The sequence below is a fragment of the Flavobacterium reichenbachii genome (genome assembly GCF_002217435.1).
Taxonomy (GTDB): Bacteria; Bacteroidota; Bacteroidia; order Flavobacteriales; family Flavobacteriaceae; genus Flavobacterium; species Flavobacterium reichenbachii.
On sequence record NZ_MUHF01000003.1, the window covers coordinates 255,994 to 276,705 of the forward strand.

A 20,712-nucleotide genomic window follows, 5' to 3' on the forward strand; every position below is an offset into this window, starting at 1 on the left:
GGTTGCGTAATTACTTTTTTCAAACTTTTTAATATAATTCAAAAAAAATCCCATTTGAAAGTACAAATGGGATTATAAATTTTTATCTAAATCTGTTTCTGACAATAATGTTTTTCAGCTTGACTTTGAGATCTTCTCCAGTATCAAAAACCATCTGCTCGTTGTTAGGAAACGGAACGGCGCGTTTATTAAAATAGCCCAGATAACTTTCGTCGCAGGCATTTCTGTCACCGCGGTAGGTAGAATAAACATTCTCAAAAATAAATTCGCTGGCCACAGGAAAAGACTGCAGTAACTCATTCGATTTTAAATTTACATAATCTACTTTTGCTGTCACCTGACACGCTTTATATTGTCTAAACTCGTAAATGTTGACTTTGATTGTTTTAAAATTATCGACTTTTATCGGGCGCCCCAAACTGTCTTTTACTGCATTTCCTCTGCCGTCAACCAGTGTTTTAACACCGTCTTTAATTTGTTTTTCTTTAATAAATTCTTTCTCTTTTATCTGTTCCGGCGAAATGTATATTTCTCTAAAATTTACGATCAGCCCATAATCGTACGCAATACTTTTTTGTTTAACACTGTGATAAACCGTCCATTTGTCGTCTAATCCGTAGGTGCTGATGTCCAATAAATCATTTTGCAGCTGTTTCGGAATCACCATATTGGTTTCGTTTGTGGCATAAACATTTACAAAATCAGTTCCTTTAAATTCTGCATCAGCCATAAGTTTTTTGGCATTTTTATAATTTGGGTTAATGCTCTCTACATAACTCAAATCATCATATGCTTTTCTGGCATCTAATTTATTTGGTGATTTTAGAAGAATTTGCGCGTTGTCGTACAAATATTTAGATAAATCGTTTTTGCTGTTTACAATCTGATCCGAATAATTATCAAACTGAAATTGAGCAGTTCTATTCTGCTTTAATAACTGAAGCGGTAATATTGGCCTGATTTTTTCCTGACGTTTGTTTAATTGGATGTAAGTAGTATAGATGCGCTCGAGATTGACAGGATTTTTTTCTTTTTCCATCATCTCAAGATTTCGTAAATCTCGGTCTTTTCCTTTTGCAAAGGCTTCTTCGAGTAAATACACATAATCTTGTTTTCCTTTAGAGTCTTTTTTGGTTTTCAAAGCCTCGACAGCACGGTTTATGGCACCATCATAATCACCGTCACTCAGAAGCGACTGGGTAGTTTTTACACCGCAGGAAACCGCTAGAAATAAGATCGAAACCAGTAAAGTAATTTTTTGCATAAGTATAGCGTTTGAAGGTGTAAATATATCTTTTTTAACTTTCAACAGCTATGCCTTTTTCCAAATTATTTTGAGTGTCAGAGCGAGATATTTTCCTAACGTTATTTGCTTTTTTATTAGAAAACCAACTATTCAGTCACTTTTTTGTACTCAAAAGTTCCTACCTGAGGAGAGGTAATGATACGTTTTTGGCTGTCAAAATAATCGATTTTAAATTTTACCGGAATTAGAACAGAAACAATAGTAAGTTCAGAATTGTCTTTAGATAATTCCCATTTTGCTTTATGAGATTCTTCGCCAATCAGGCTGTTAAAATCCCCATTTTCGTTAAAAATCTGAAAAACCTGATCTGTTTTAAAATGTTCCTGAATGTTTTTTTCTTTTCCGTTTTTTGTCCATTTTACCAATTGCCATTTTCCTATAAGTTCTTTAGAAGTTTGTGCATGTACTGTTAAGCCCAGTAAAAAGATAAATGCTAAAATTAATTTTCTCATTTTGAATAGATTAAGGATTTCTAAATATAAATTTAGAAATTTTCTGAATCAGAAAGAAAATTATTACGAATTATTTTTGAAGAACACAATTTATCAGTCTTCCCACTTTTCAATTAAATTTTTGTTCCATAATTTTTGAGCAAAATCTTTAAAGGCTTTTTCCGCTTTTTTGAAATTTTCATCAAACTTAAATTCGCCTCCTATATATTGTGCTTTTCCATTATCCAAAACTCCAACCTGAACTTTATTTTCGCCTCGCATTGCGTATTTTTGTTTTCCTTCATACATAATAATTTTCATGTTAGAGGGACTTACATCTCCATGACAGACAGTTTTGTACATGATCCACACTTCTGCAATTCCGTTATTATTTAAGTCAGTAACCTGAAAAGTGTTTTTAACAAACGAAGCTGTAATGTCTACTGGACAATCTGCAATGTAATCGTAGATTTTCCAGGTTTGCTGCGCTTTATTTCCTGACATTATATAATGATATACAAACAATTCGGCATCAGAACTATTCTCAGATTCGTGTTTAAATTTGCTGCTTACAAAATATCCGGTTTCGGTGGTAATTACAATATTATCGCCCAGTTTATCTTTCCAGCGAACGGCATTTTTTACAAAACCTTCGTATTTTATTGAACTCGGAAATTGTGTAGAATCTATTTTGTTTACTGTTAACGTAAAAGGTTCTTTGCTTGGAGAAACTTGCAATGTATCTTTTTCTGAAATTTGAGAAGCGTCTGTTTTTAATTCTTTTTTACAAGATATTGTAATTAAAGAGAGAAGGAGTAAAATTCTGATTTTCATAGTAATAATTAAATTTTATTTTTAATTAATCCTGTCACAAGAACAGACAGCAGGGCAATAAATAAAGAGAAAATTACAGTAAAGATAGTTTCTTCGTTTCCAAATATTTGATCTCTAGGATGCCAAATATCATATAATGTATTAAAAAAAAATAAAATATTAACCACAGCCAATAGTACTATGATAATTCGGATTGAATTTTTAACCGTCGTTTTTTTTCTATCTATTTGTTTAAATACGATTAATAAGGCTGCTGTAAAAATAATAAAAGCAAATGTAAAATAATCTGTTATTTTTAGCGGCGGATTATGACCTGCAGCACCAGCAAGAAATCTTCCTGTGAGTAATACGGGAAGAATTAGAATTAAAATTGTCCGATAAATCAGGAAACTATAGTTGTAAATTTTATTCATTATTTTTATTCCAATTTAATATTCAGCATTAAATACTAAAATTTGGTTCTAATCTTTACCTGATAGACAATTTCCCAAAATATAATAGATAAAACGGCATTGGTAAATATTGCGGTTTTAACCTGATACGGATCATATTTTAAAAATAGATGTAAATTGGTAAATTTTAAAGCTAAAAATAAAGCCAAAGCAGCAATTCCAGCAGAGCATAATATATTTAATAGAGGTTTCCACTTTAAAGCTAAAAAAGCATAAATAAGATTTAAAACACCAAAACCACAGCCCAAAGTTATATACGGATCTGTTTTTAATATTTCGCCCAGCGACAGTAGAAAGTGGGTTGAAGTAAGATATAAAAAGAACAGTATAGAGTAAAGGAGGATTCTTATTTGTGGTTTCATTTAGTTTATTTTTTAATTTATCGAAATTACGAATTAAAAATGAAGCTTGGATTAAATTATTCTTCGTGTTGATTGAATTACTAATTAATTTTGATGTTTTTTTATACAATTAAATTATCTCAATTTTTACAATTTTCTACCTGAATCGTATCCAAATCAGATCCATATTTTGCTCTATAACCTAATTTAAAAGCGCTTTCAATATCGATACACGCTTTTTTAGAATCTTTCATTTTAATGTAAACTAGAGCCCTGTTTCTAAAGGCATATGAATTTTCAGGACGAAGTTTTATCGATTTATTGACATCCTCTAATGCTTGTTTGGTAAAACCTAATTGTAAATTAGAGTAACTCCGATTATTATAAGGTAAAGGCTCGTTAGGTTCGTCTTTAATAATTTTGCTAAATATTTTTTTTGCTTTCTCATGCTGACCAGCCTGTTGATAAAGCCATGCTAGAGCATTCCAAATATTATTAAGATTAGGATTGATTTCTGTTGTTTTTTCATAATAAAAAATAGCTTTTTCTATATTTTTTTCCTCTTGATTAGTATAGCCTAAAATCATTGCTGCTCTATAATTTTTTTTATCTAGTTCATATGATTTTTCGAAATTTTGATTTGCATTAATTTTAAAAAGCCTTTTTAAATCAATAGTGCCCAACATATAATATATAGAACTTTTTATAGAATCATTGGAAGCATAAGGAAGATATTTTGATAATGAACTCGAAGAACTGGCCAGCTGATCCATATTTAGTTCTAAAATAGCTTGTAAAATTAGAAGTTCATTTTTTTTATCTTTTTCGTCAATAGAATTCAGTAATTGATATGCCTTTTCGTTTTCTTCTTTCTCAAGTAACGGCATTATTTGTTTTACAAGTTCTATATTTTTTTTTGAAATTTTTGTACTGTCAAGAACATCAGCAACATTTAATTGATATTCTGCCGTTTGTCTAAAATCTAAAGGATCAGTGCTTTTTACAATAGTTTCTGTCTTTTTTATTTTTTGTGCATTTATAAAATTGCAAGTAAAAATAATAAGTAATAGATGTAGAATGATTTGCTTCATTTACTAACGGTCTGTTTTTGGTTTATTTGGATCATATTTCAGCTTAATTAGTTTCTTATTTGATAAATTCAGAAGGAGAGATGTAGTCCATGATTATTGCAAAATCGCCTCTATTTTAGTTTCTGATTTTTCTTTTATTTTACTGTCTGGGCGAAAACTCCAGATGATCAGGAATTTTCCTTTTGCAAGATATTCTTCCGGGCGTTCATCAGTGGGCTGGCCTTCTTTTCCCCATAATAATCCTTGCAGAAATCTATCGCCTTTAAAGGTGTGTTCAAATTCAAAATACATGATAGATCCGCTGTCACCTTTATTTTTAAAACTTTGAATTTGTTTGCTTTTTACAGTTCCCACAATATTACTGTAGGTTTCAATATCAGTATAAAAATTGCAAGCCTGAGGATTAACGCAGATCTGACCGTCGTTAGCAGTGTATCCTTTTGGAATTTCTTTCGGTTTTAGTTTTAAATCGGCAAGAGTCTGGCTGAATAAATTGGTAGTAAGTAAGAGGAATAATACAGATAGTGGAATCGTAAATTTCATTGATTTTTAGGTTTGGATATGGCTAAAATAATATTTTTATTTGAGTTAATGGAATTTCATTTTGGTTTGAAATAGTAAAAAAATCTAACACAATGTTTCCTGAATTTTGCAGGATGAAATAAAAAGATGCTACTTTGGTTAAGTTTAAACGAGTCAATTTTATACCTTGCAGTCTTGGTACGCAAAAGTATTATCAGGAAATTAAATAGAAAACGATGAGATTAATTTTAGCTTTTGGAATAACATTTCTTCTTTTTACTAATATTAGAGCACAGGATACAATACGGCTGCAAAGAAAACCACATGTTATTTTGAAAAGCTGGTATCCTGAATTTAAAGAATTTCCTGAATTAAAAGTAGGAGAAACTAAAATTCTATTTACAATAATTCCAGACTTGAAAAACACTTTTATTCTTGACAACGATATTAATTTGATCCCTGTAAATGGTTTGCTCGAAATTGTAGAAACCGAAAAATCAAATCAATATTTGGTTAAGGTAAACAAAGCCGAATCAAAATACATTGAATTTGAGATTTGGTTTGATTTAGGAAATTTCACAATTCTTTTAAAGAAAAATTCTCAGTGGGAAGATGTAAGAAACGTTTATCCTTTTAAAGATAATAGAATAATGATGCAAAAGATAAGGCTTAAAATAGCAAAATAAGCCTGAGAGTTTAGCTGAAAATGATATCATTCACTATAGAACTTTGACAAAGTTTCGCAATCATGTTATTTCTCTCCCGAAGCCTCGGGACCAGCATAAGAGGATATCACTTCCAGCGGGGCTAGATTATAAATTTATTTTTTAGAAGTCTTTAATTTCAGTATCTGCATAGCTGTAAATTAAATATATCTCAACCACCAGTGCTGCTTTTCAGTTTTATATTTTCCAAACCATTTAGAAGGTTTGTAAAGTAAAGCCACGACAAAAATCCAGATCAGATAGATTGCCCAAAGTGATAAACCACTTTCTAAACCCTTTGGTCTTCCAAAAGTTCCCGAAGCAAATTCAAATTGCGTCCAGTTAAAACCTTGAGAAAAAAGCATAATTAAAGTGAGAATATGAATGACATAAAAATGAACGATGAAATAAAACAAAGGCACTTTTCCGTAACCTAAAGCCACTTTTTTAATTCCGTTTTGAAATTGTTCTGCAAAAGCAAGCAGTAAAAACAAAACTCCTAAAGTTATCAGACAAAACAGGAGTGAAGGCGGATATTTGGTGACATTCATAAAAGACAAAAATGTAAAGACAGCATCTTTCTGTGTTGCCCATAAAACCGGATCACCATAAATATTTATAAACCGAATGGCGATAAATAAGCCCAAAGTGCCGAGACCAATTTTTACAAATAGTTTTTTTCTTTTTTCCTCTTCAAGTGCAAAGAATTTACCCGTTGCAAAACCAACCAGCATAATGCCCAGCCAGGGAATTGGAGGATATCCCATAATAAAAGCTCTTCCGGAAAACGGAATTACAATTGGACTAAAAAATGGTGATAAAACGGCTTTCAAAATCGAGTTTTCTGCAAATGGAATAAGTGGTAAGAGATTATGACAAAAGATTATGATCAATCCGATAATTCCCAATATTTTGGAACGGATTTTTAACAGCAATCCTAAAATAATAAAACCGAAACCTATTGCGGCTATCACTTCGAATAATAGGGTATGAAAACCAATATCGAAAAACAATCCAAAATTGAAAATAGTAAATTCAACAACTATTAACCAAAAACCTCTTTTTAATAAATACTGTCTTGTTTGGGCAATATTATTATTGTTTTGAAGGGAAAGATAAACCGAGGTTCCTGCCAGAAAAACAAAAATTGGCGCACATAAGTGGGTGATCCAACGTGTAAAAAACAGCAAAGGTGTAGTAGTTGCCAGATCCGTCGGACTTTGTGTAATAGAATCTATATGCAGCAAATCCCGAACATGATCAAGAGCCATAATAATCATTACAATGCCGCGGACTATGTCTATAGATGGCTGTCGTTTCATGGTTTTGATTTTTAAATAGTTAAAGTAAATCTAATAAAATATTTTTAAGTTTTTATAAAGTTACTTTATCGATTTTAGTTTTTCCTTATTTTACTTGCTAGTAAACCCGACAGGTTTTTAAAACCTGTCGGGTTTGTTATTTCTCATTCTTCAAAATTACAAATGTTGTGGTTATTTTACGAGTCTTCGACTTCGCTCAGCCTGACAAACGTTTCAAAATCTACATTGAAAAAACAAGTGGTGAGGGAATTAGATTTTAATTTTAATTTGAAAATTGATTCTTATTTTTCTTTATAAGTTTAAAAGAATCATACCTAAAAACTTTCGCTTTTTTAAGTTGTTGTTCGGTAGTCTTTTGTTCGTAAGATGAAGGAATTCCTTTGTCATTATAAAATTGTCCAGTGAGTTCTAGATAATGATCAAAATTTCCTTTTCTGTAAAATGCATTAGGAATTTTATTATTGTCATTAGATGGTTCAATGAAGATACAATCTGTTTCTTTAATTTGATAATTGAAATTTGATTTGTAAAATTTTGTTTCAATGAAATTTGCACAATCACATGCCCAGTTTACATATGATACTTCGATTGTTTCATGAATGGCTGAAAGCTTTTGAGGTTGAGTATTACAACTTATTAATAATAACAACAAAAAAGGATATAAGGATTTTAAAAGTCTCATTGTTTTTAATTTAAAAAGACAAATATAGAGAGATAATTTTTATTTTTTCTGCATTAGATTCACTCAGCCCGACAGACGTTTACCAATCTGAAATCTAAACTCTAAAATCAGAAATCTACAATAAAAAAAATCCCGCCTCAATTAAGAAACGGGATTCAATAGATATTCTCTTTTTTTTTATTTTAAACTGTCGCAGCAATTTCTTCTGGCAGTGGAATTTGATTTTTAAGTAAGTCTTCGAATGTTTCGTGCTGACGAATTAAGATTCCTTTTCCGTCTTTCCAAAGCACTTCGGCTGGTTTGTATCTTGAATTGTAGTTTGAAGCCATTGAAAAACAATATGCTCCTGCGTTTCTGAAAGCTAAAATATCGCCTTCGGTAATTTCAGAAATTCTGCGGTTGTTGGCAAAAGTATCTGTTTCGCAAATGTATCCTACAACCGAGTAAAAACGCTCTTTTCCTTTTGGGTTCGAGATGTTTTCGATATAATGTTGTGAACCGTAAAACATCGGACGAATTAAGTGGTTGAAACCACTGTCAACTCCGGCAAAAACTGTTGAGGTTGTTTGTTTTACTACGTTTACTTTTGCTAAGAAGAAACCTGCTTCACTCACTAGGAATTTTCCTGGCTCGAAAATCAACGTTAAATCTCTGCCATATTCTGCACAGAAAGCATTGAATCTTTTTGATAGTTTTTTACCAAGTTCTTCGATGTCTGTTTCGATATCGTCTTTTTTGTATGGAACTTTGAATCCGCTTCCGAAATCTAAAAATTCTAAATCTTTAAAGTGTTTTGCCGTATCAAACAAAATTTCAGCAGCATACAAGAATACTTCGATATCTAAAATATCAGATCCTGTGTGCATGTGAATTCCAACAATACTCATTTTTGTATTCTCTACAATTCTCAAGATATGCGGAATCTGGTGTACCGAAATTCCGAATTTACTATCGATATGTCCCACAGAAATATTAGCATTTCCTCCCGCCATTACGTGTGGATTGATACGAATACATACCGGAATTTGAGGATATTTTGTTCCGAATTGCTCCAGAATAGATAAGTTATCAATATTGATTTGTACACCCATTGCGGCCACTTCTTCGATTTCTTCAAGTGAAACTCCGTTTGGTGTAAAGAAGATTTTTTCAGGTTCATAGCCAGCATGAAGTCCCAATAAAACTTCTTGAATTGATACAGTATCTAAACCAGACCCCATGTTCTTTAATAACTGAAGAATCGCAACGTTTGACAATGCCTTCATGGCGTAATTAACTCTCAAGTTTTCTACCTTAGAGAAAGCTTTAGTTAATCTGTTGTACTGAGATTGGATTTTTTCGGCATCGTAAACATACAATGGACTTCCAAATTGGTCTGCTAACTGCAGTAAATCTTTTGCTTGCATTTTTAAATCATTTTGGGCAAAGTTATTACACTTTTGAGTAACGGCAAATTTTTTGTAGAAAAATAACAAATTATAACAAAATGTTTAATTTTAAACAAAAATCGACTTAAATCAAATTTTTATAAAACTACCATGCGTGCCTAGTAAAAGTTGCTAAATTACTATCCCGAAGCATCGGGACTAAGTTTATGCCACAGATTAAACTGGTTAATGGGTTTTTGTCCCGATTTTTAAAAGAAGCCAAATGTTTGGATTTAGCCCCGATAGAGGCAGTATCCTCGCAGTAGAACGGAGAGATAAAGCCGAAAGCGGGAACTATGTTTATTAAAATGCCAATTGTGATGCTTCGAAATGGGGGAATTTTTTTTACCACAAATTTGCTGCGCCTGTTCGCTATCGCTTGAGTCACAAATTTTCGCAAATTTTAATTTTGGATTTTTTGTAAAATTTATAAAACATAATCGTGGTTTCAACTATTGGAAACGTTACTTCAAAATGGGGATTTTTTTTACCACAAATTTGCTGCGCCTGTTCACTATCGCTCGAGTCGCAAATTTTCGCAAATTTTAATTTTAGATTTTTCGCAAAATTTATAAAACATAGCCCGTGGTTTCAACCACGGGAAACGTTACGGATGAGCATAATTATGTATTGCGTTCCCGTGGTTGAAACCACGGGCTATGTTTGAAATAGAAATCGGACAAAAAAAGAAATTCGTGAAAATTCGTGTAATTCGTGGCAAAAAGATCTATTTAATTTGTGCAATTTGTGGCTAAAAAAAACAAAACCCCTGAATATTAATTCAAGGGTTTGTTAGTAGTTATGTTGTTTATCGGAATAAAGATTAAATAATATGCAAGGAAAAAAACTTAGTCCCGAGGCTTCGGGATAGCATCTTAGTACCTCAGAACCTTAAGATTATAAGCTCGGTAAATCTCCTTTTCCTTTAGTAGGCAGATTGGTAGAGCCCATTAGGAACAAATCTACTTCTCTTGCTGCTTCACGACCTTCTGAAATAGCCCACACGATTAATGATTGTCCTCTTCTCATATCACCAGCAGTGAAAATGTGAGGAACGTTTGTCTGATAATTATGTGCTTTATAATTGCTTCTAAAATCAGTTTCGATACCTAATTGCTCGCTTAATGTTTTCTCCGGACCTGTAAATCCAAGTGCTAATAAAGCTAAATCGCAAGGCCAGATTTTTTCAGAACCTTCTTTTTCGATTAATTCAGGTCTTTGTCCCGGAGTCATTTTCCATTGAACTTCAACAGTTTTTAATCCGGTTAATTCACCTTTATCGTTAGAAATAAATTCTTTAGTATTGATTAACCAGTTTCTGTTACAGCCTTCTTCGTGAGAAGAAGATGTTTTTAACTGCAAAGGCCAGAAAGGCCAAGGTGTTGACTCGCTTCTTCCAACTGGAGGTTTTGGTAAAATCTCAAAGTTAGTTACCGATTTTGCACCGTGTCTGTTTGATGTTCCAACGCAGTCAGAACCTGTATCGCCGCCACCAATAACGATAACATCTTTACCAGTCGCTTTAACCTGATCTGGAATTGATTCTCCAAATAAAACTTTAGTCTGCTGTGTAAGGAAATCCATTGCCTGAACAACGCCTTTACTATCAGCTCCTTTTGTTGGTAAACCTCTTCTTTCTGTTGCTCCTCCGCATAAAACGATAGAATCAAAAGAATCTAATTCGCTTACGCTAAAGTTAACTCCAACATTTACGTTAGTTTTAAACGTGATTCCTTCAGCTTCAAGAACAATCACACGTCTGTCGATAATTTCTTTTTCTAATTTGAAATTCGGGATTCCGTAACGTAATAGACCTCCAATTGCATTATCTCTTTCAAAAACAGTAACCGTGTGTCCGGCTCTGTTTAATTGTTGTGCTGCTGCAAGTCCCGCAGGTCCTGAACCAATAACGGCAACTGTTTTGCCAGTTCTTGTTTTTGGCGGCTGTGGTTTGATCCATCCTTCTGCAAAACCTCTTTCAATAATGTTTTTCTCAATGTTTTCGATTGCTACAGGATCTTTGATGATTCCTAATACGCATGATTTCTCACACGGAGCAGGGCATAAGCGACCTGTAAATTCAGGAAAGTTATTAGTAGATTGTAAAATCTCTAACGCGCCTTGCCATTCCTCCTGATGCACCATGTCGTTGAAGTCTGGAATTAAATTTCCTAACGGACAACTGCTGTGGCAAAAAGGAATACCACAATCCATACATCTTGAACCTTGTTCTTTTATTTTATCTTTTGCTAACGGAATAGTAAATTCGTTGTAGTTAGAAACACGTTCTGCTACTGCTAGATTACTTTCGTCGGCTCTGTTATATTCTTTAAATCCGCCTATTTTACCCATGACATTTAAATAAATTTAGTTGTGAGTTGTAAAATGTGAGAGGTGAGTAAAAAAACTTAGCACCTCTGCACCTTTGTATCTCAGAACCTTTTAATTAAGCTATTAATTCTTCTATTTTTTTCTCTTCTGCAATTCGTTGTAATGCTTTTTTATAATCAGTCGGCATTACTTTTACGAAGTGTTTCTGTTGATTTTCCCAGTCTGCTAAAATTCTTTTTGCTAATGGACTGCTTGTGTATAGTGAATGATTTTTGATCAATCGTCTTAGTTTTGTAACGTCTTCTTCTTCCAGCGGATCGAATGCAACCATTTCCATGTTACATACTGTCGAATCGAATTTCTGATTTGGATCGTAAACATAAGCTACACCGCCGCTCATACCAGCTGCGAAGTTTCTTCCTGTTTTTCCTAAAACTACCACTGTACCTCCGGTCATGTACTCGCATCCGTGATCTCCAATTCCTTCAACAACTGCTGTTGCTCCAGAATTTCTTACACAGAAACGCTCTCCGGCAATACCATTAATATAAGCCTCTCCGGTAATAGCTCCGTAAAGGGCAACGTTCCCGATAATGATGTTATCCTCTGGTTTAAAAGTTGCAGTAGGAGGTACTTTTACAATTAGTTTTCCTCCAGAAAGACCTTTTCCTAAGTAATCATTACAGTTTCCGTGAATTTTAAACGACAATCCGTTTGTTGCAAAAGCACCAAAACTTTGTCCGGCAGAACCTTCAAAATCGACTAAAATAGTGTCATCAGGTAATCCTTGTGCACCATATATTTTTGAGATTTCATTACTCAAAATGGCACCTACAGAACGGTCTGTATTTTTAATTTTAAAGGTAACTCTTGTTTTTTCTTTTCTGTAAATCGACGGAATTGCTTCTTTGATGATGTCAAAATCCAATACGTTTTCAAGTTGGTGATCTTGTGTAGTAGTATTGTGAATTGGCTCTGTTTTAGCTTTTTCCGGTTTGTATAGAATTGGTGATAAATCTAAACCATTTGCTTTATAATGTTTGATCGCTTTGTTCACATTTAATTTTTGTGACTGACCTACCATTTCTTTTAAAGTTCTGAAACCTAGCTGCGCCATGATTTCTCTTAACTCCTCAGCAATAAAATACATGAAGTTGATGACGTGCTCTGGAGTTCCTTTGAAATTTTTTCTCAATTCAGGATCCTGAGTTGCAATACCAACCGGACAAGTATTTAAGTGACAAGCTCTCATCATGATACAACCAGAAGCCACAAGCGGTGCAGTTGCAAAACCAAATTCCTCAGCTCCTAATAAAGCTGCGATTGCAACGTCACGACCTGTTTTTAACTGTCCGTCACATTCTAAAACTACACGGCTTCTTAAATCATTTAAAATCAAAGTCTGCTGCGCTTCGGCTAAACCAAGTTCCCACGGAATACCTGTGTGTTGTAAAGATGTTAATGGTGCAGCACCAGTTCCTCCGTCATAACCTGAAATCAGGATCACGTCAGCTTTTGCTTTGGCAACACCGGCAGCGATGGTTCCAACTCCAACTTCAGAAACTAATTTTACGTTAATACGAGCTTCACGGTTTGCATTTTTCAAATCATAAATCAACTGAGATAAATCTTCGATTGAGTAAATATCGTGGTGAGGCGGAGGCGAAATCAAACCTACATAAGGAGTAGAATTTCTGGTTTCTGCAATCCAAGGCACCACTTTTTCTCCAGGTAACTGACCACCTTCTCCGGGTTTTGCACCCTGAGCCATTTTAATCTGAATTTCTTTAGCGTTTGTCAAATAGTTGATCGAAACACCAAAACGTCCCGAAGCAACTTGTTTGATCGCACTGTTTCTGGAATCTCCGTTAATTTCTTTCTGGAAACGTTTTGGATCTTCTCCACCTTCTCCAGAATTACTTTTTCCGCCAATTCTGTTCATTGCAATTGCTAAATTCTCATGCGCTTCTCTGGAAATAGATCCGTAAGACATTGCACCAGTTTTGAATTTTTTTACAATTTCTGTCCAAGGTTCTACTTCGTCAATAGAAATTGGATCTAAGTTGTTGAATTCGAATAAACCTCTAATGGTCATTAAGTTTGAGCTTTGCTCGTTAACGGCATTAGAGTATTCTTTATAACTTTCAGGGCTGTTTAAACGAACCGCTTGTTGTAATTTAGAAATAGTCGTTGGGTTAAACATGTGTTTTTCACCACCGCGTCTCCATCTGTAAATACCTCCAATTTCAAGAGAAAGCAAGTTTGCAATTTTTGAATTTGGGAATGCTTTTTGGAAACGTTTTTTTACTTCTTTTTCCACTTCCATTAAACCAATTCCTTCGATTCTTGATGGAGTGTAAGGGAAATATTTAGAGGTAAATGTTTTGTTTAAACCTAAAATCTCGAAAATCTGAGCAGCTCTGTACGAATGTAATGTAGAGATACCAATTTTGTTCATGATTTTAACGATTCCTTTTGCAATCGCTTTATTGTAGTTTACAACTGCATAATCGGCTTTAACTCCAGTAATGAATCCTTGCTCAACCTGATCGTAAATGATTTCGTTTACCATATAAGGATTGATTGCACTTGCACCGTATCCGAACAATAACGCAAAATGATGCGGTTCACGCGGTTCTGCAGATTCGATTATGATTCCGAATTTAGAACGAACCTGTAAAATATTCAATGAGTGGTGAATGTAAGAACAAGCCAATAACATAGGGATTGGAGCTAATTGCTCACTAACTCCTCTGTCTGATAAAATGATGATGTTGCATCCTTCAGAAACAGCTTTAAAAGTTGCCTGAACACATTTTTCAAGTGCGCGTTCTAAACCGTTAACTCCTTTTTCTATTTTATATAAAGTAGAAATCGTAGCCGATTTGAAATCTGCATGATCAATGTTTCTTATTTTGTCCAAATCCTCGTTTGAAATAACCGGATTTTGGATTTTTAGTTTTTTACACTGCTTAGATTCGATTTCAAAAATATTGAAATCACCACCAATTGCTAAACTGATATCCGTAATAATTTCTTCACGAATACCATCCAACGGAGGGTTGGTAACCTGAGCAAATAATTGTTTAAAGTAGTTATACAACAATTGCGGCTGTTCTGATAATACGGCCAAAGGTGTATCGTTACCCATAGAACTAATGGCTTCAGCTCCCTGTCCACCCATCGGGTTGATGATTGTTTTTAAATCTTCAATTGTGTAACCAAATAATTTTTGTCTCGTTAAGAAATCTAATTTCTCAACTGGAGTTGGATTATTAGTATAAGGAATATTAGCCAAAGGCAATAAATTGGCATCTAACCATTCTTTATAAGGACGTTTTGTAACGATCGCTTTTTTTACTTCTTCATCTTCAATAATACGACCTTCGTTCATATCAACCAAGAACATTTTTCCTGGCTCTAAACGACCGTGCTGAATTACATCTTCCGGATCGATATCCAGTACACCAATTTCTGATGACATGATTACAAATCCGCTTTTTGTTAAAGTATAACGAGAAGGACGCAATCCGTTTCTGTCTAGTAAAGCACCAATTACGTTACCATCTGTAAACGGAATCGAAGCCGGACCATCCCAAGGTTCCATAATACAAGCATTAAACTCGTAAAATGCTTTTTTCTCAGGAGACATAGTCTGGTGTTTTTCCCAAGCTTCAGGAACGACCATCATCATCGCTTCCGGCAATGAACGACCAGTCATTAATAAAAGCTCAACCACCATATCCATAGAAGCAGAATCTGATTTTCCTTCTAAGATAATTGGGAATAATTTTTTTATATCGTCGCCAAAAACTTTGCTTTCCATGAGCTCTTCACGAGCACGCATACGGCTTACGTTGCCTCGAAGTGTGTTAATCTCACCATTATGACACATGTATCTAAACGGCTGCGCTAAGTCCCAAGAAGGGAAAGTATTGGTAGAGAAACGCTGGTGAACAAGCGCAAGACGCGTCACCAGGTCTGGATCTTTTAAATCTATATAATAACGGCTGATGTCTTCCGGCATCAAGAGACCTTTATATATTATAGTAGTTGTCGATAAACTAGTAAAATAAAACATGTGGCTTTCAGAAGTTTTAGATCCTCTTACGGCATGTTCAGCAATTTTTCTAGCTGCAAAAAGTTTTGCATTAAATTCTTGTTCAGTTAAATTTTGACCGTTTTTGCTAACAAAAACCTGTTTAACTGTTGGTTCTTTTTCTGCGGCAATCTGTCCTAAATTTTCTACGTCAACAGGTACATCTCTCCAACCTAAAACCTTTAAGTTCTGGTCTTTGATAGTCGCTTCAAATGCATTGATGCAAAAAGAAACCTGGTTTTTGCTTTTTGGTAAAAAAACCATTCCTACTGCATACTCACGCGTTTCAGGGATTTCAAAATCACATACTTTCTTAAAGAAATCATGAGGGATATCAAATAAAATTCCAGCTCCGTCTCCCGTTCTTCCATCAGAACTAACGGCACCACGATGTTCCAATTTTATTAAGATATCTAATGCTTTATGAATAATATCATTTGACTTAATACCATTCAAATTACAAATAAATCCTGCACCACAATTGTCGTGTTCAAATTCAGGCAGATAAAGCCCTTGTTCTTTAACTCTCATTCTTGATATTTTTTCTACAAAAATAAAGATTTCGTTAAACATAATGTATTGAAATTATCATTTGGCTTACATTTTTGTTGTAATAGTAGAAAAACGGTTCTTAATTGATAATAATATTCTAGAAAGCATTGCGAATTGACAAAATCACAATAGGCTTTAAAATATATTAAGAAAAATCGTCTCTGAGCTATTGATATTGTTGATGTTTTTGTTAAATCTCAAACTATATTACCTCTTTCTGTTAACTTTTTGCATGCAATTGTTTAACGATTTATTTTCTTTGAATCAGATTATCGTTAGAATATAGATCTGACATATTTTTTAATTAAAAAAGATTTTACTATTAAGTTGAATTTTGCTATTTTTGTCGCACTTTTATTCTGAACTAAATTCAGAACCAGACAAATTCTATATTATGAACATACACGAATATCAAGGAAAAGAAATTTTAGCAAGTTACGGAGTACGCATTCAACGCGGAATTGTAGCTAACAATGCGGTTGAAGCTGTTGCTGCTGCAAAACAATTAACTGCCGAAACTGGTACAGGATGGCATGTAATTAAAGCACAAATTCACGCAGGTGGTCGTGGAAAAGGCGGTGGAGTTAAACTAGCTAAAAATTTACAGCAAGTTGAAGAAATTGCAGGACAAATTATCGGAATGCAATTGATTACTCCTCAAACTTCTGCTGAAGGTAAAAAAGTAAACAAAGTTTTAGTTGCTGAAGATGTTTATTATCCTGGAGAAAGCGAAACGTCTGAATTTTATGTTTCTGTTTTATTGAATAGAGCTACAGGACGCAACATGATTATGTATTCTACTGAAGGTGGAATGGATATTGAAGAAGTTGCTGAGCATACACCACACTTAATCTTTACTGAAGAAGTTGATCCTTCTGTAGGTTTACAAGGTTTTCAAGCAAGAAGAATTGCTTTTAACTTAGGTCTTTCTGGAAATGCTTTCAAAGAAATGGTAAAATTCATCGATTCATTATACAATGCTTACATTGGTTCTGATGCTTCTATGTTTGAAATCAACCCGGTTTTGAAAACATCTGACAATAAAATTATGGCTGTTGATGCTAAAGTAAATATCGATGATAATGCTTTGTACAGACAACCAAAATATGCTGAAATGAGAGATATCCGTGAGGAGAATCCAATCGAAGTTGAAGCTAAAGAAGTAGGTTTGAACTATGTAGATCTTGACGGTACTGTAGGATGTATGGTAAACGGAGCAGGTCTTGCAATGGCAACTATGGATTTAATTAAATACGCTGGTTTTGAGCCTGCTAACTTCTTAGACGTTGGTGGAACTGCTGATGCTAAACGTGTTGAAACTGCTTTCAGAATTATCTTGAAAGATCCAAACGTAAAAGCTATTTTGATTAACATCTTCGGAGGAATCGTTCGTTGTGACCGTGTTGCTCAAGGTGTTGTTGATGCTTACAAAAACATGGGAGACGCTATCAATGTGCCAATCATAGTTCGTTTGCAAGGAACAAATGCTGAAATTGCAAAAGAATTAATTGATAATTCTGGTATGCCAATTTTATCAGCTGTTCAATTTCAAGAAGCAGCTGACCAAGTTAAAGCTGCACTTTCTTAATCAAATAAGAAATCAATTTATATAAAATAATCCCTTCGATACTTCGGAGGGATTTTTTTTTGGAATCGATTTAACCGCAAAGAACGCAAGGATTTTATTGTAGGATTTTGTATAAACGCAAAGTTCGCAAAGCGGTATCTTGACAGCTTTGCGAACTTTACGTAAATCTTAGCGTTCTTTGCGGTTAAATTCGTCCCAGTTAGAAAATTACTTAAGCATAGTACCCAATTCAACAATTTCAAATTCAGGATTATGCTCAACGAATTCTCTAATCATTGCCGTATGGCCGGCGCCTAATAAAACCATTATTTTGTCATCTTTACTTTCGGTTAGTTTTTGAATTAAAGCATACATATAAAGATTTCTTCTGTACCATTCTGAAACTAAAAAAGCACCCACAAAATTATCAGTTTTTCCACCTTTGACGGCAGTTTGAAGATACCACTGGAGATTGTCACTATTTGATTTTTTTGTATTAATATCTAAAAGAAGTTCTGTTAAAGAATACTTTGTGATTTTTGTATTGAAATCTGTTTCATAATGCTTCATAGTCTCTTCATTCCTTTTGATTAAATCAAGCTGACCAGCTTCTTTCATTCCTTTTACCAAACTATCATATGGAAAATCAGCGCCATTGTAATCAATTCCGTATAGCTTTTTATGGCCTAATTTTTTAGCAGATCTTAAAGCTATTTGTACTATTTCATCTGAATCATTTTTAAGTAAACTATCAGTGTTCCTAGCGTAAAATTTATCTAATTTGGCTTGTTTTTGATAATTCCATTCAATGAAGATTTTATCGGGGCCAAACTTTTTAATTTTATCGGTGATGTTTTCAAGCTCTTTCTGGCTTTTGTCTGACATGACATTAAAAGTGTTTACTTTAGCAACGTCAAGTCCCGGATTCTCAAAATGGAAACTTCCGAATAATAATATTTGTTTCTTTTTTGTTTGAGCAGAACCTGCATTAAATGCCATTGTAAAAACGAGTAATAAAGCGATTTTTTTCATGATGATTTGTTTTAAATTCAAAGCAAATGTATCGTAGCTTTTCCCATGATATTTTAGTTTTTGATGAACATCAGATTTCAAATCACAAACACTAAAAATAAGCTGTCAAAAAATTTCGTGTATCGTTTTTGATAGTTCGTCACAGAAAATAGCTATTTTATATAAACATAGTATTCATGTAATTGCATAGTTGTATTTTTGAAATAACAACAACATTATTATGAAGCTGAAAATTCCTTTTTATTACCATATTCTTCTTTTCTTAGGATTATTTATAACCTTTTATCTTTGGGATATTGGCGTGAGTAATCGAAAATTGGAGTCTGTTTTCAGTATTATGTATTTCTTTTTTAATTCAGGTTTTTTACTTTCTATTTTCATTGTTTATCTTCTGAATTTTTATACATTTTGCGACTGGTTTTTAAACAAAAAAAGGATGTTATGGTACTTTTTAAGTATTCCGGTTTCATTATTAATTTTTGCAGGAGTCCGTTATTTTTTGCAGGAAGTAGTTGTGTTTGAAATTACCGGAATTCACAATTACGGAGAGGAAACACGTAAATTAGGATATTATATTCGGGATAATTTTTTCTTCGGATTACCGTCTGTAATTTTAAGTGCTCTGAATTATTTGTTTTGGCAATTTCAGGATGCTAATAAGCAAAACCAGGAATTGTTATTAGAAAATAAAAAGGCTCAGCTTCAAATGCTTAAATCTCAGGTAAGTCCGCATTTTTTGTTTAATACGCTTAATTCGTTTTATAGTCAGTTGATTTTGAGAGACGATAAAATGGCTTCGGATATTTTAGTGTTATCAGATTTGTTACGCTATGTGATTACGGAAACAGAGAAAGATGAGGTGTTACTTTCTAATGAAATTCAGTTTGTGCAAAACTACATTCATTTGCAGCAAAAACGATTTGAAGATCAGCTTTGTCTGGACTTTGAAATTGAAGGAAATTATGCAAACGAAAAAATCCTGTCATCAGCTTTAATTCATTTTATAGAAAATGTTTTTAAACACGCCAAACTCAATAATCCGGATGAAAAAGCGATTATTTCGATCAAAATAAAAGGAAACTTTTTAGAACTATTAACCTTTAATTATAATGTAGGAGGAGAGAATTATTCCTCGACCGGAATTGGTTTCGAAAATCTGACCAAACGTTTAGAGTACACTTATAAAGATCAATTTGTGCTTGAAAAAATCGCAGAAAATAATACCTTTAAAACCTATTTAAAAATACCGCTAAAAAAATAATTCCATGAATTTTAAATGTATCATTGTTGATGATGAACCGCCAGCAACACGCATACTCGAAAATTATATCGAAAAAGTATCTTTTCTCGAAAAAGTAGGCGTTTTTAATGATTCATTAAAAGCATTAGAATTTCTGAATACACAAAGTGTCGATGTTATTTTTTTGGATATCCAGATGCCTCAACTCACAGGTTTGCAGATTTCGAGGATAATTTCAAAGGATATAAAAGTCGTTTTTACAACGGCATATCCCGATTTCGCATTAGAAGGATTTGAACTTAATGCGATTGATTATCTATTGAAACCAATTGCTTTTGAACGTTTTTATCAGGCCGTTTCTAAACTAAATGCGGAGGTAAAAGCAGAAGTTGTAACAAGTACTTCATCTGACTTTATTTTTGTGAAAACAGATGGTAAAAATAAATTCCAGAAATTGTTTTTAGAGGAAATTTTATATGTCGAAAGTCTTCAGAATTATGTTTGCATTCACACTCAAAAACAGCAGTTAATTACGCATTCTTCTTTAAAAAATGTACTTGAATCATTGCCTGAAAAAGATTTTATCCAAATACATAAATCCTTTGTAATTGCATTAAAACAAATAGAATCTACAGATAGTTTTTCGGTTTTTATTAATAGCAAAGAATTGCCAATAGGAGCAACGTATAAAGATGCTTTTTTTGAACGAATTGATCAGAATAAAATCTAGGTTTGGTGGTGATTTAACCGCAAGCGCGTAAAGATTTTTACTTAATCTG

17 protein-coding genes are annotated in these 20,712 nt (G+C 33.4%); 4 read left to right on the forward strand and 13 right to left on the reverse strand.

The genetic code is table 11. The features are described from left to right. Nucleotides 1-82: 82 nt before the first annotated feature. The 7 genes from B0A68_RS04330 to B0A68_RS04360 form a co-directional block, all read right to left on the reverse strand. On the reverse strand, nt 83-1,264 hold the full coding sequence (locus tag B0A68_RS04330; protein WP_035684451.1) for a hypothetical protein: 1,182 nt from the start codon (nt 1,262-1,264) through the stop codon (nt 83-85). A 128-nt stretch (nt 1,265-1,392) separates the two neighbouring features. Then, complete coding sequence (locus B0A68_RS04335) at nt 1,393-1,758, reverse strand: hypothetical protein (protein WP_035684450.1); 366 nt, start codon at nt 1,756-1,758, stop codon at nt 1,393-1,395. Nucleotides 1,759-1,851: 93 nt separating this feature from the next. Then, nucleotides 1,852-2,571 carry a M949_RS01915 family surface polysaccharide biosynthesis protein gene (locus B0A68_RS04340; RefSeq protein ID WP_035684449.1) on the reverse strand — a complete coding sequence of 240 codons (720 nt, stop codon included), beginning with the start codon at nt 2,569-2,571 and terminating at the stop codon, nt 1,852-1,854. An 8-nt stretch (nt 2,572-2,579) separates the two neighbouring features. Next, on the reverse strand, nt 2,580-2,984 hold the full coding sequence (locus tag B0A68_RS04345) for a hypothetical protein (protein ID WP_035684448.1): 405 nt from the start codon (nt 2,982-2,984) through the stop codon (nt 2,580-2,582). A gap of 35 nt (nt 2,985-3,019) precedes the next feature. Next, nucleotides 3,020-3,385 (reverse strand): hypothetical protein, encoded by a 366-nt coding sequence (locus B0A68_RS04350; RefSeq protein WP_035684446.1) that lies wholly within the window; start codon nt 3,383-3,385, stop codon nt 3,020-3,022. A gap of 119 nt (nt 3,386-3,504) precedes the next feature. Beyond that, a complete protein-coding gene (locus B0A68_RS04355; RefSeq protein WP_035684445.1) occupies nt 3,505-4,455 on the reverse strand; it encodes a tetratricopeptide repeat protein in 951 nt (316 codons plus the stop codon). Nucleotides 4,456-4,548: 93 nt separating this feature from the next. Further along, a complete protein-coding gene (locus tag B0A68_RS04360; RefSeq protein ID WP_035684444.1) occupies nt 4,549-4,998 on the reverse strand; it encodes a hypothetical protein in 450 nt (149 codons plus the stop codon). 215 nt (nt 4,999-5,213) lie between these two features. Between B0A68_RS04360 and B0A68_RS04365 the strand changes: the two genes are divergently transcribed. After that, complete coding sequence (locus tag B0A68_RS04365; protein WP_035684443.1) at nt 5,214-5,663, forward strand: hypothetical protein; 450 nt, start codon at nt 5,214-5,216, stop codon at nt 5,661-5,663. A gap of 179 nt (nt 5,664-5,842) precedes the next feature. Here B0A68_RS04365 and B0A68_RS04370 read toward each other — a convergent pair whose 3' ends face one another. From B0A68_RS04370 to gltB, 5 genes are all read right to left on the reverse strand, one after another. Further along, nucleotides 5,843-7,003 (reverse strand): DUF1624 domain-containing protein, encoded by a 1,161-nt coding sequence (locus B0A68_RS04370; protein WP_035684442.1) that lies wholly within the window; start codon nt 7,001-7,003, stop codon nt 5,843-5,845. Between the two features lie 262 nt (nt 7,004-7,265). Beyond that, nucleotides 7,266-7,685: a hypothetical protein gene (locus B0A68_RS04375; RefSeq protein WP_035684441.1), complete on the reverse strand. Its 420-nt coding sequence runs from the start codon at nt 7,683-7,685 to the stop codon at nt 7,266-7,268. A gap of 182 nt (nt 7,686-7,867) precedes the next feature. Further along, nucleotides 7,868-9,160 carry a diaminopimelate decarboxylase gene (gene lysA, locus B0A68_RS04380; protein WP_262486748.1) on the reverse strand — a complete coding sequence of 431 codons (1,293 nt, stop codon included), beginning with the start codon at nt 9,158-9,160 and terminating at the stop codon, nt 7,868-7,870. An 849-nt stretch (nt 9,161-10,009) separates the two neighbouring features. After that, nucleotides 10,010-11,464, reverse strand: coding sequence for a glutamate synthase subunit beta (locus B0A68_RS04385; RefSeq protein ID WP_035684439.1), 1,455 nt, complete (start codon nt 11,462-11,464; stop codon nt 10,010-10,012). 94 nt (nt 11,465-11,558) lie between these two features. Continuing rightward, nucleotides 11,559-16,073, reverse strand: a complete 4,515-nt coding sequence (gene gltB, locus B0A68_RS04390; RefSeq protein WP_035684437.1) for a glutamate synthase large subunit — start codon at nt 16,071-16,073, stop codon at nt 11,559-11,561. Between the two features lie 415 nt (nt 16,074-16,488). Between gltB and sucC the strand changes: the two genes are divergently transcribed. Next, complete coding sequence (gene sucC, locus B0A68_RS04395; protein ID WP_035684436.1) at nt 16,489-17,682, forward strand: ADP-forming succinate--CoA ligase subunit beta; 1,194 nt, start codon at nt 16,489-16,491, stop codon at nt 17,680-17,682. A 207-nt stretch (nt 17,683-17,889) separates the two neighbouring features. Here the strand turns inward: sucC and B0A68_RS04400 are convergent, their stop codons facing one another. After that, nucleotides 17,890-18,693 (reverse strand): DUF5694 domain-containing protein, encoded by an 804-nt coding sequence (locus tag B0A68_RS04400; protein WP_035684435.1) that lies wholly within the window; start codon nt 18,691-18,693, stop codon nt 17,890-17,892. A 220-nt stretch (nt 18,694-18,913) separates the two neighbouring features. Between B0A68_RS04400 and B0A68_RS04405 the strand changes: the two genes are divergently transcribed. Beyond that, complete coding sequence (locus B0A68_RS04405; RefSeq protein WP_035684433.1) at nt 18,914-19,954, forward strand: sensor histidine kinase; 1,041 nt, start codon at nt 18,914-18,916, stop codon at nt 19,952-19,954. Between the two features lie 4 nt (nt 19,955-19,958). Then, nucleotides 19,959-20,663: a LytR/AlgR family response regulator transcription factor gene (locus B0A68_RS04410; RefSeq protein WP_035684432.1), complete on the forward strand. Its 705-nt coding sequence runs from the start codon at nt 19,959-19,961 to the stop codon at nt 20,661-20,663. Nucleotides 20,664-20,712: the final 49 nt, after the last annotated feature.

What these genes read in the sequence shown, in the direction of transcription:
- B0A68_RS04335 (WP_035684450.1), bottom strand. Translation starts at nt 1,758, where the DNA reads ATGAGAAAATTAATTTTAGCATTTATCTTTTTACTGGGCTTAACAGTA.
- B0A68_RS04410 (WP_035684432.1), top strand. Translation starts at nt 19,959, where the DNA reads ATGAATTTTAAATGTATCATTGTTGATGATGAACCGCCAGCAACACGC.
- B0A68_RS04375 (WP_035684441.1), bottom strand. Translation starts at nt 7,685, where the DNA reads ATGAGACTTTTAAAATCCTTATATCCTTTTTTGTTGTTATTATTAATA.
- B0A68_RS04350 (WP_035684446.1), bottom strand. Translation starts at nt 3,385, where the DNA reads ATGAAACCACAAATAAGAATCCTCCTTTACTCTATACTGTTCTTTTTA.
- B0A68_RS04365 (WP_035684443.1), top strand. Translation starts at nt 5,214, where the DNA reads ATGAGATTAATTTTAGCTTTTGGAATAACATTTCTTCTTTTTACTAAT.
- B0A68_RS04400 (WP_035684435.1), bottom strand. Translation starts at nt 18,693, where the DNA reads ATGAAAAAAATCGCTTTATTACTCGTTTTTACAATGGCATTTAATGCA.
- B0A68_RS04405 (WP_035684433.1), top strand. Translation starts at nt 18,914, where the DNA reads ATGAAGCTGAAAATTCCTTTTTATTACCATATTCTTCTTTTCTTAGGA.
- B0A68_RS04355 (WP_035684445.1), bottom strand. Translation starts at nt 4,455, where the DNA reads ATGAAGCAAATCATTCTACATCTATTACTTATTATTTTTACTTGCAAT.
- B0A68_RS04340 (WP_035684449.1), bottom strand. Translation starts at nt 2,571, where the DNA reads ATGAAAATCAGAATTTTACTCCTTCTCTCTTTAATTACAATATCTTGT.
- gltB (WP_035684437.1), bottom strand. Translation starts at nt 16,073, where the DNA reads ATGAGAGTTAAAGAACAAGGGCTTTATCTGCCTGAATTTGAACACGAC.
- B0A68_RS04345 (WP_035684448.1), bottom strand. Translation starts at nt 2,984, where the DNA reads ATGAATAAAATTTACAACTATAGTTTCCTGATTTATCGGACAATTTTA.
- B0A68_RS04360 (WP_035684444.1), bottom strand. Translation starts at nt 4,998, where the DNA reads ATGAAATTTACGATTCCACTATCTGTATTATTCCTCTTACTTACTACC.
- B0A68_RS04330 (WP_035684451.1), bottom strand. Translation starts at nt 1,264, where the DNA reads ATGCAAAAAATTACTTTACTGGTTTCGATCTTATTTCTAGCGGTTTCC.
- B0A68_RS04385 (WP_035684439.1), bottom strand. Translation starts at nt 11,464, where the DNA reads ATGGGTAAAATAGGCGGATTTAAAGAATATAACAGAGCCGACGAAAGT.
- sucC (WP_035684436.1), top strand. Translation starts at nt 16,489, where the DNA reads ATGAACATACACGAATATCAAGGAAAAGAAATTTTAGCAAGTTACGGA.
- B0A68_RS04370 (WP_035684442.1), bottom strand. Translation starts at nt 7,003, where the DNA reads ATGAAACGACAGCCATCTATAGACATAGTCCGCGGCATTGTAATGATT.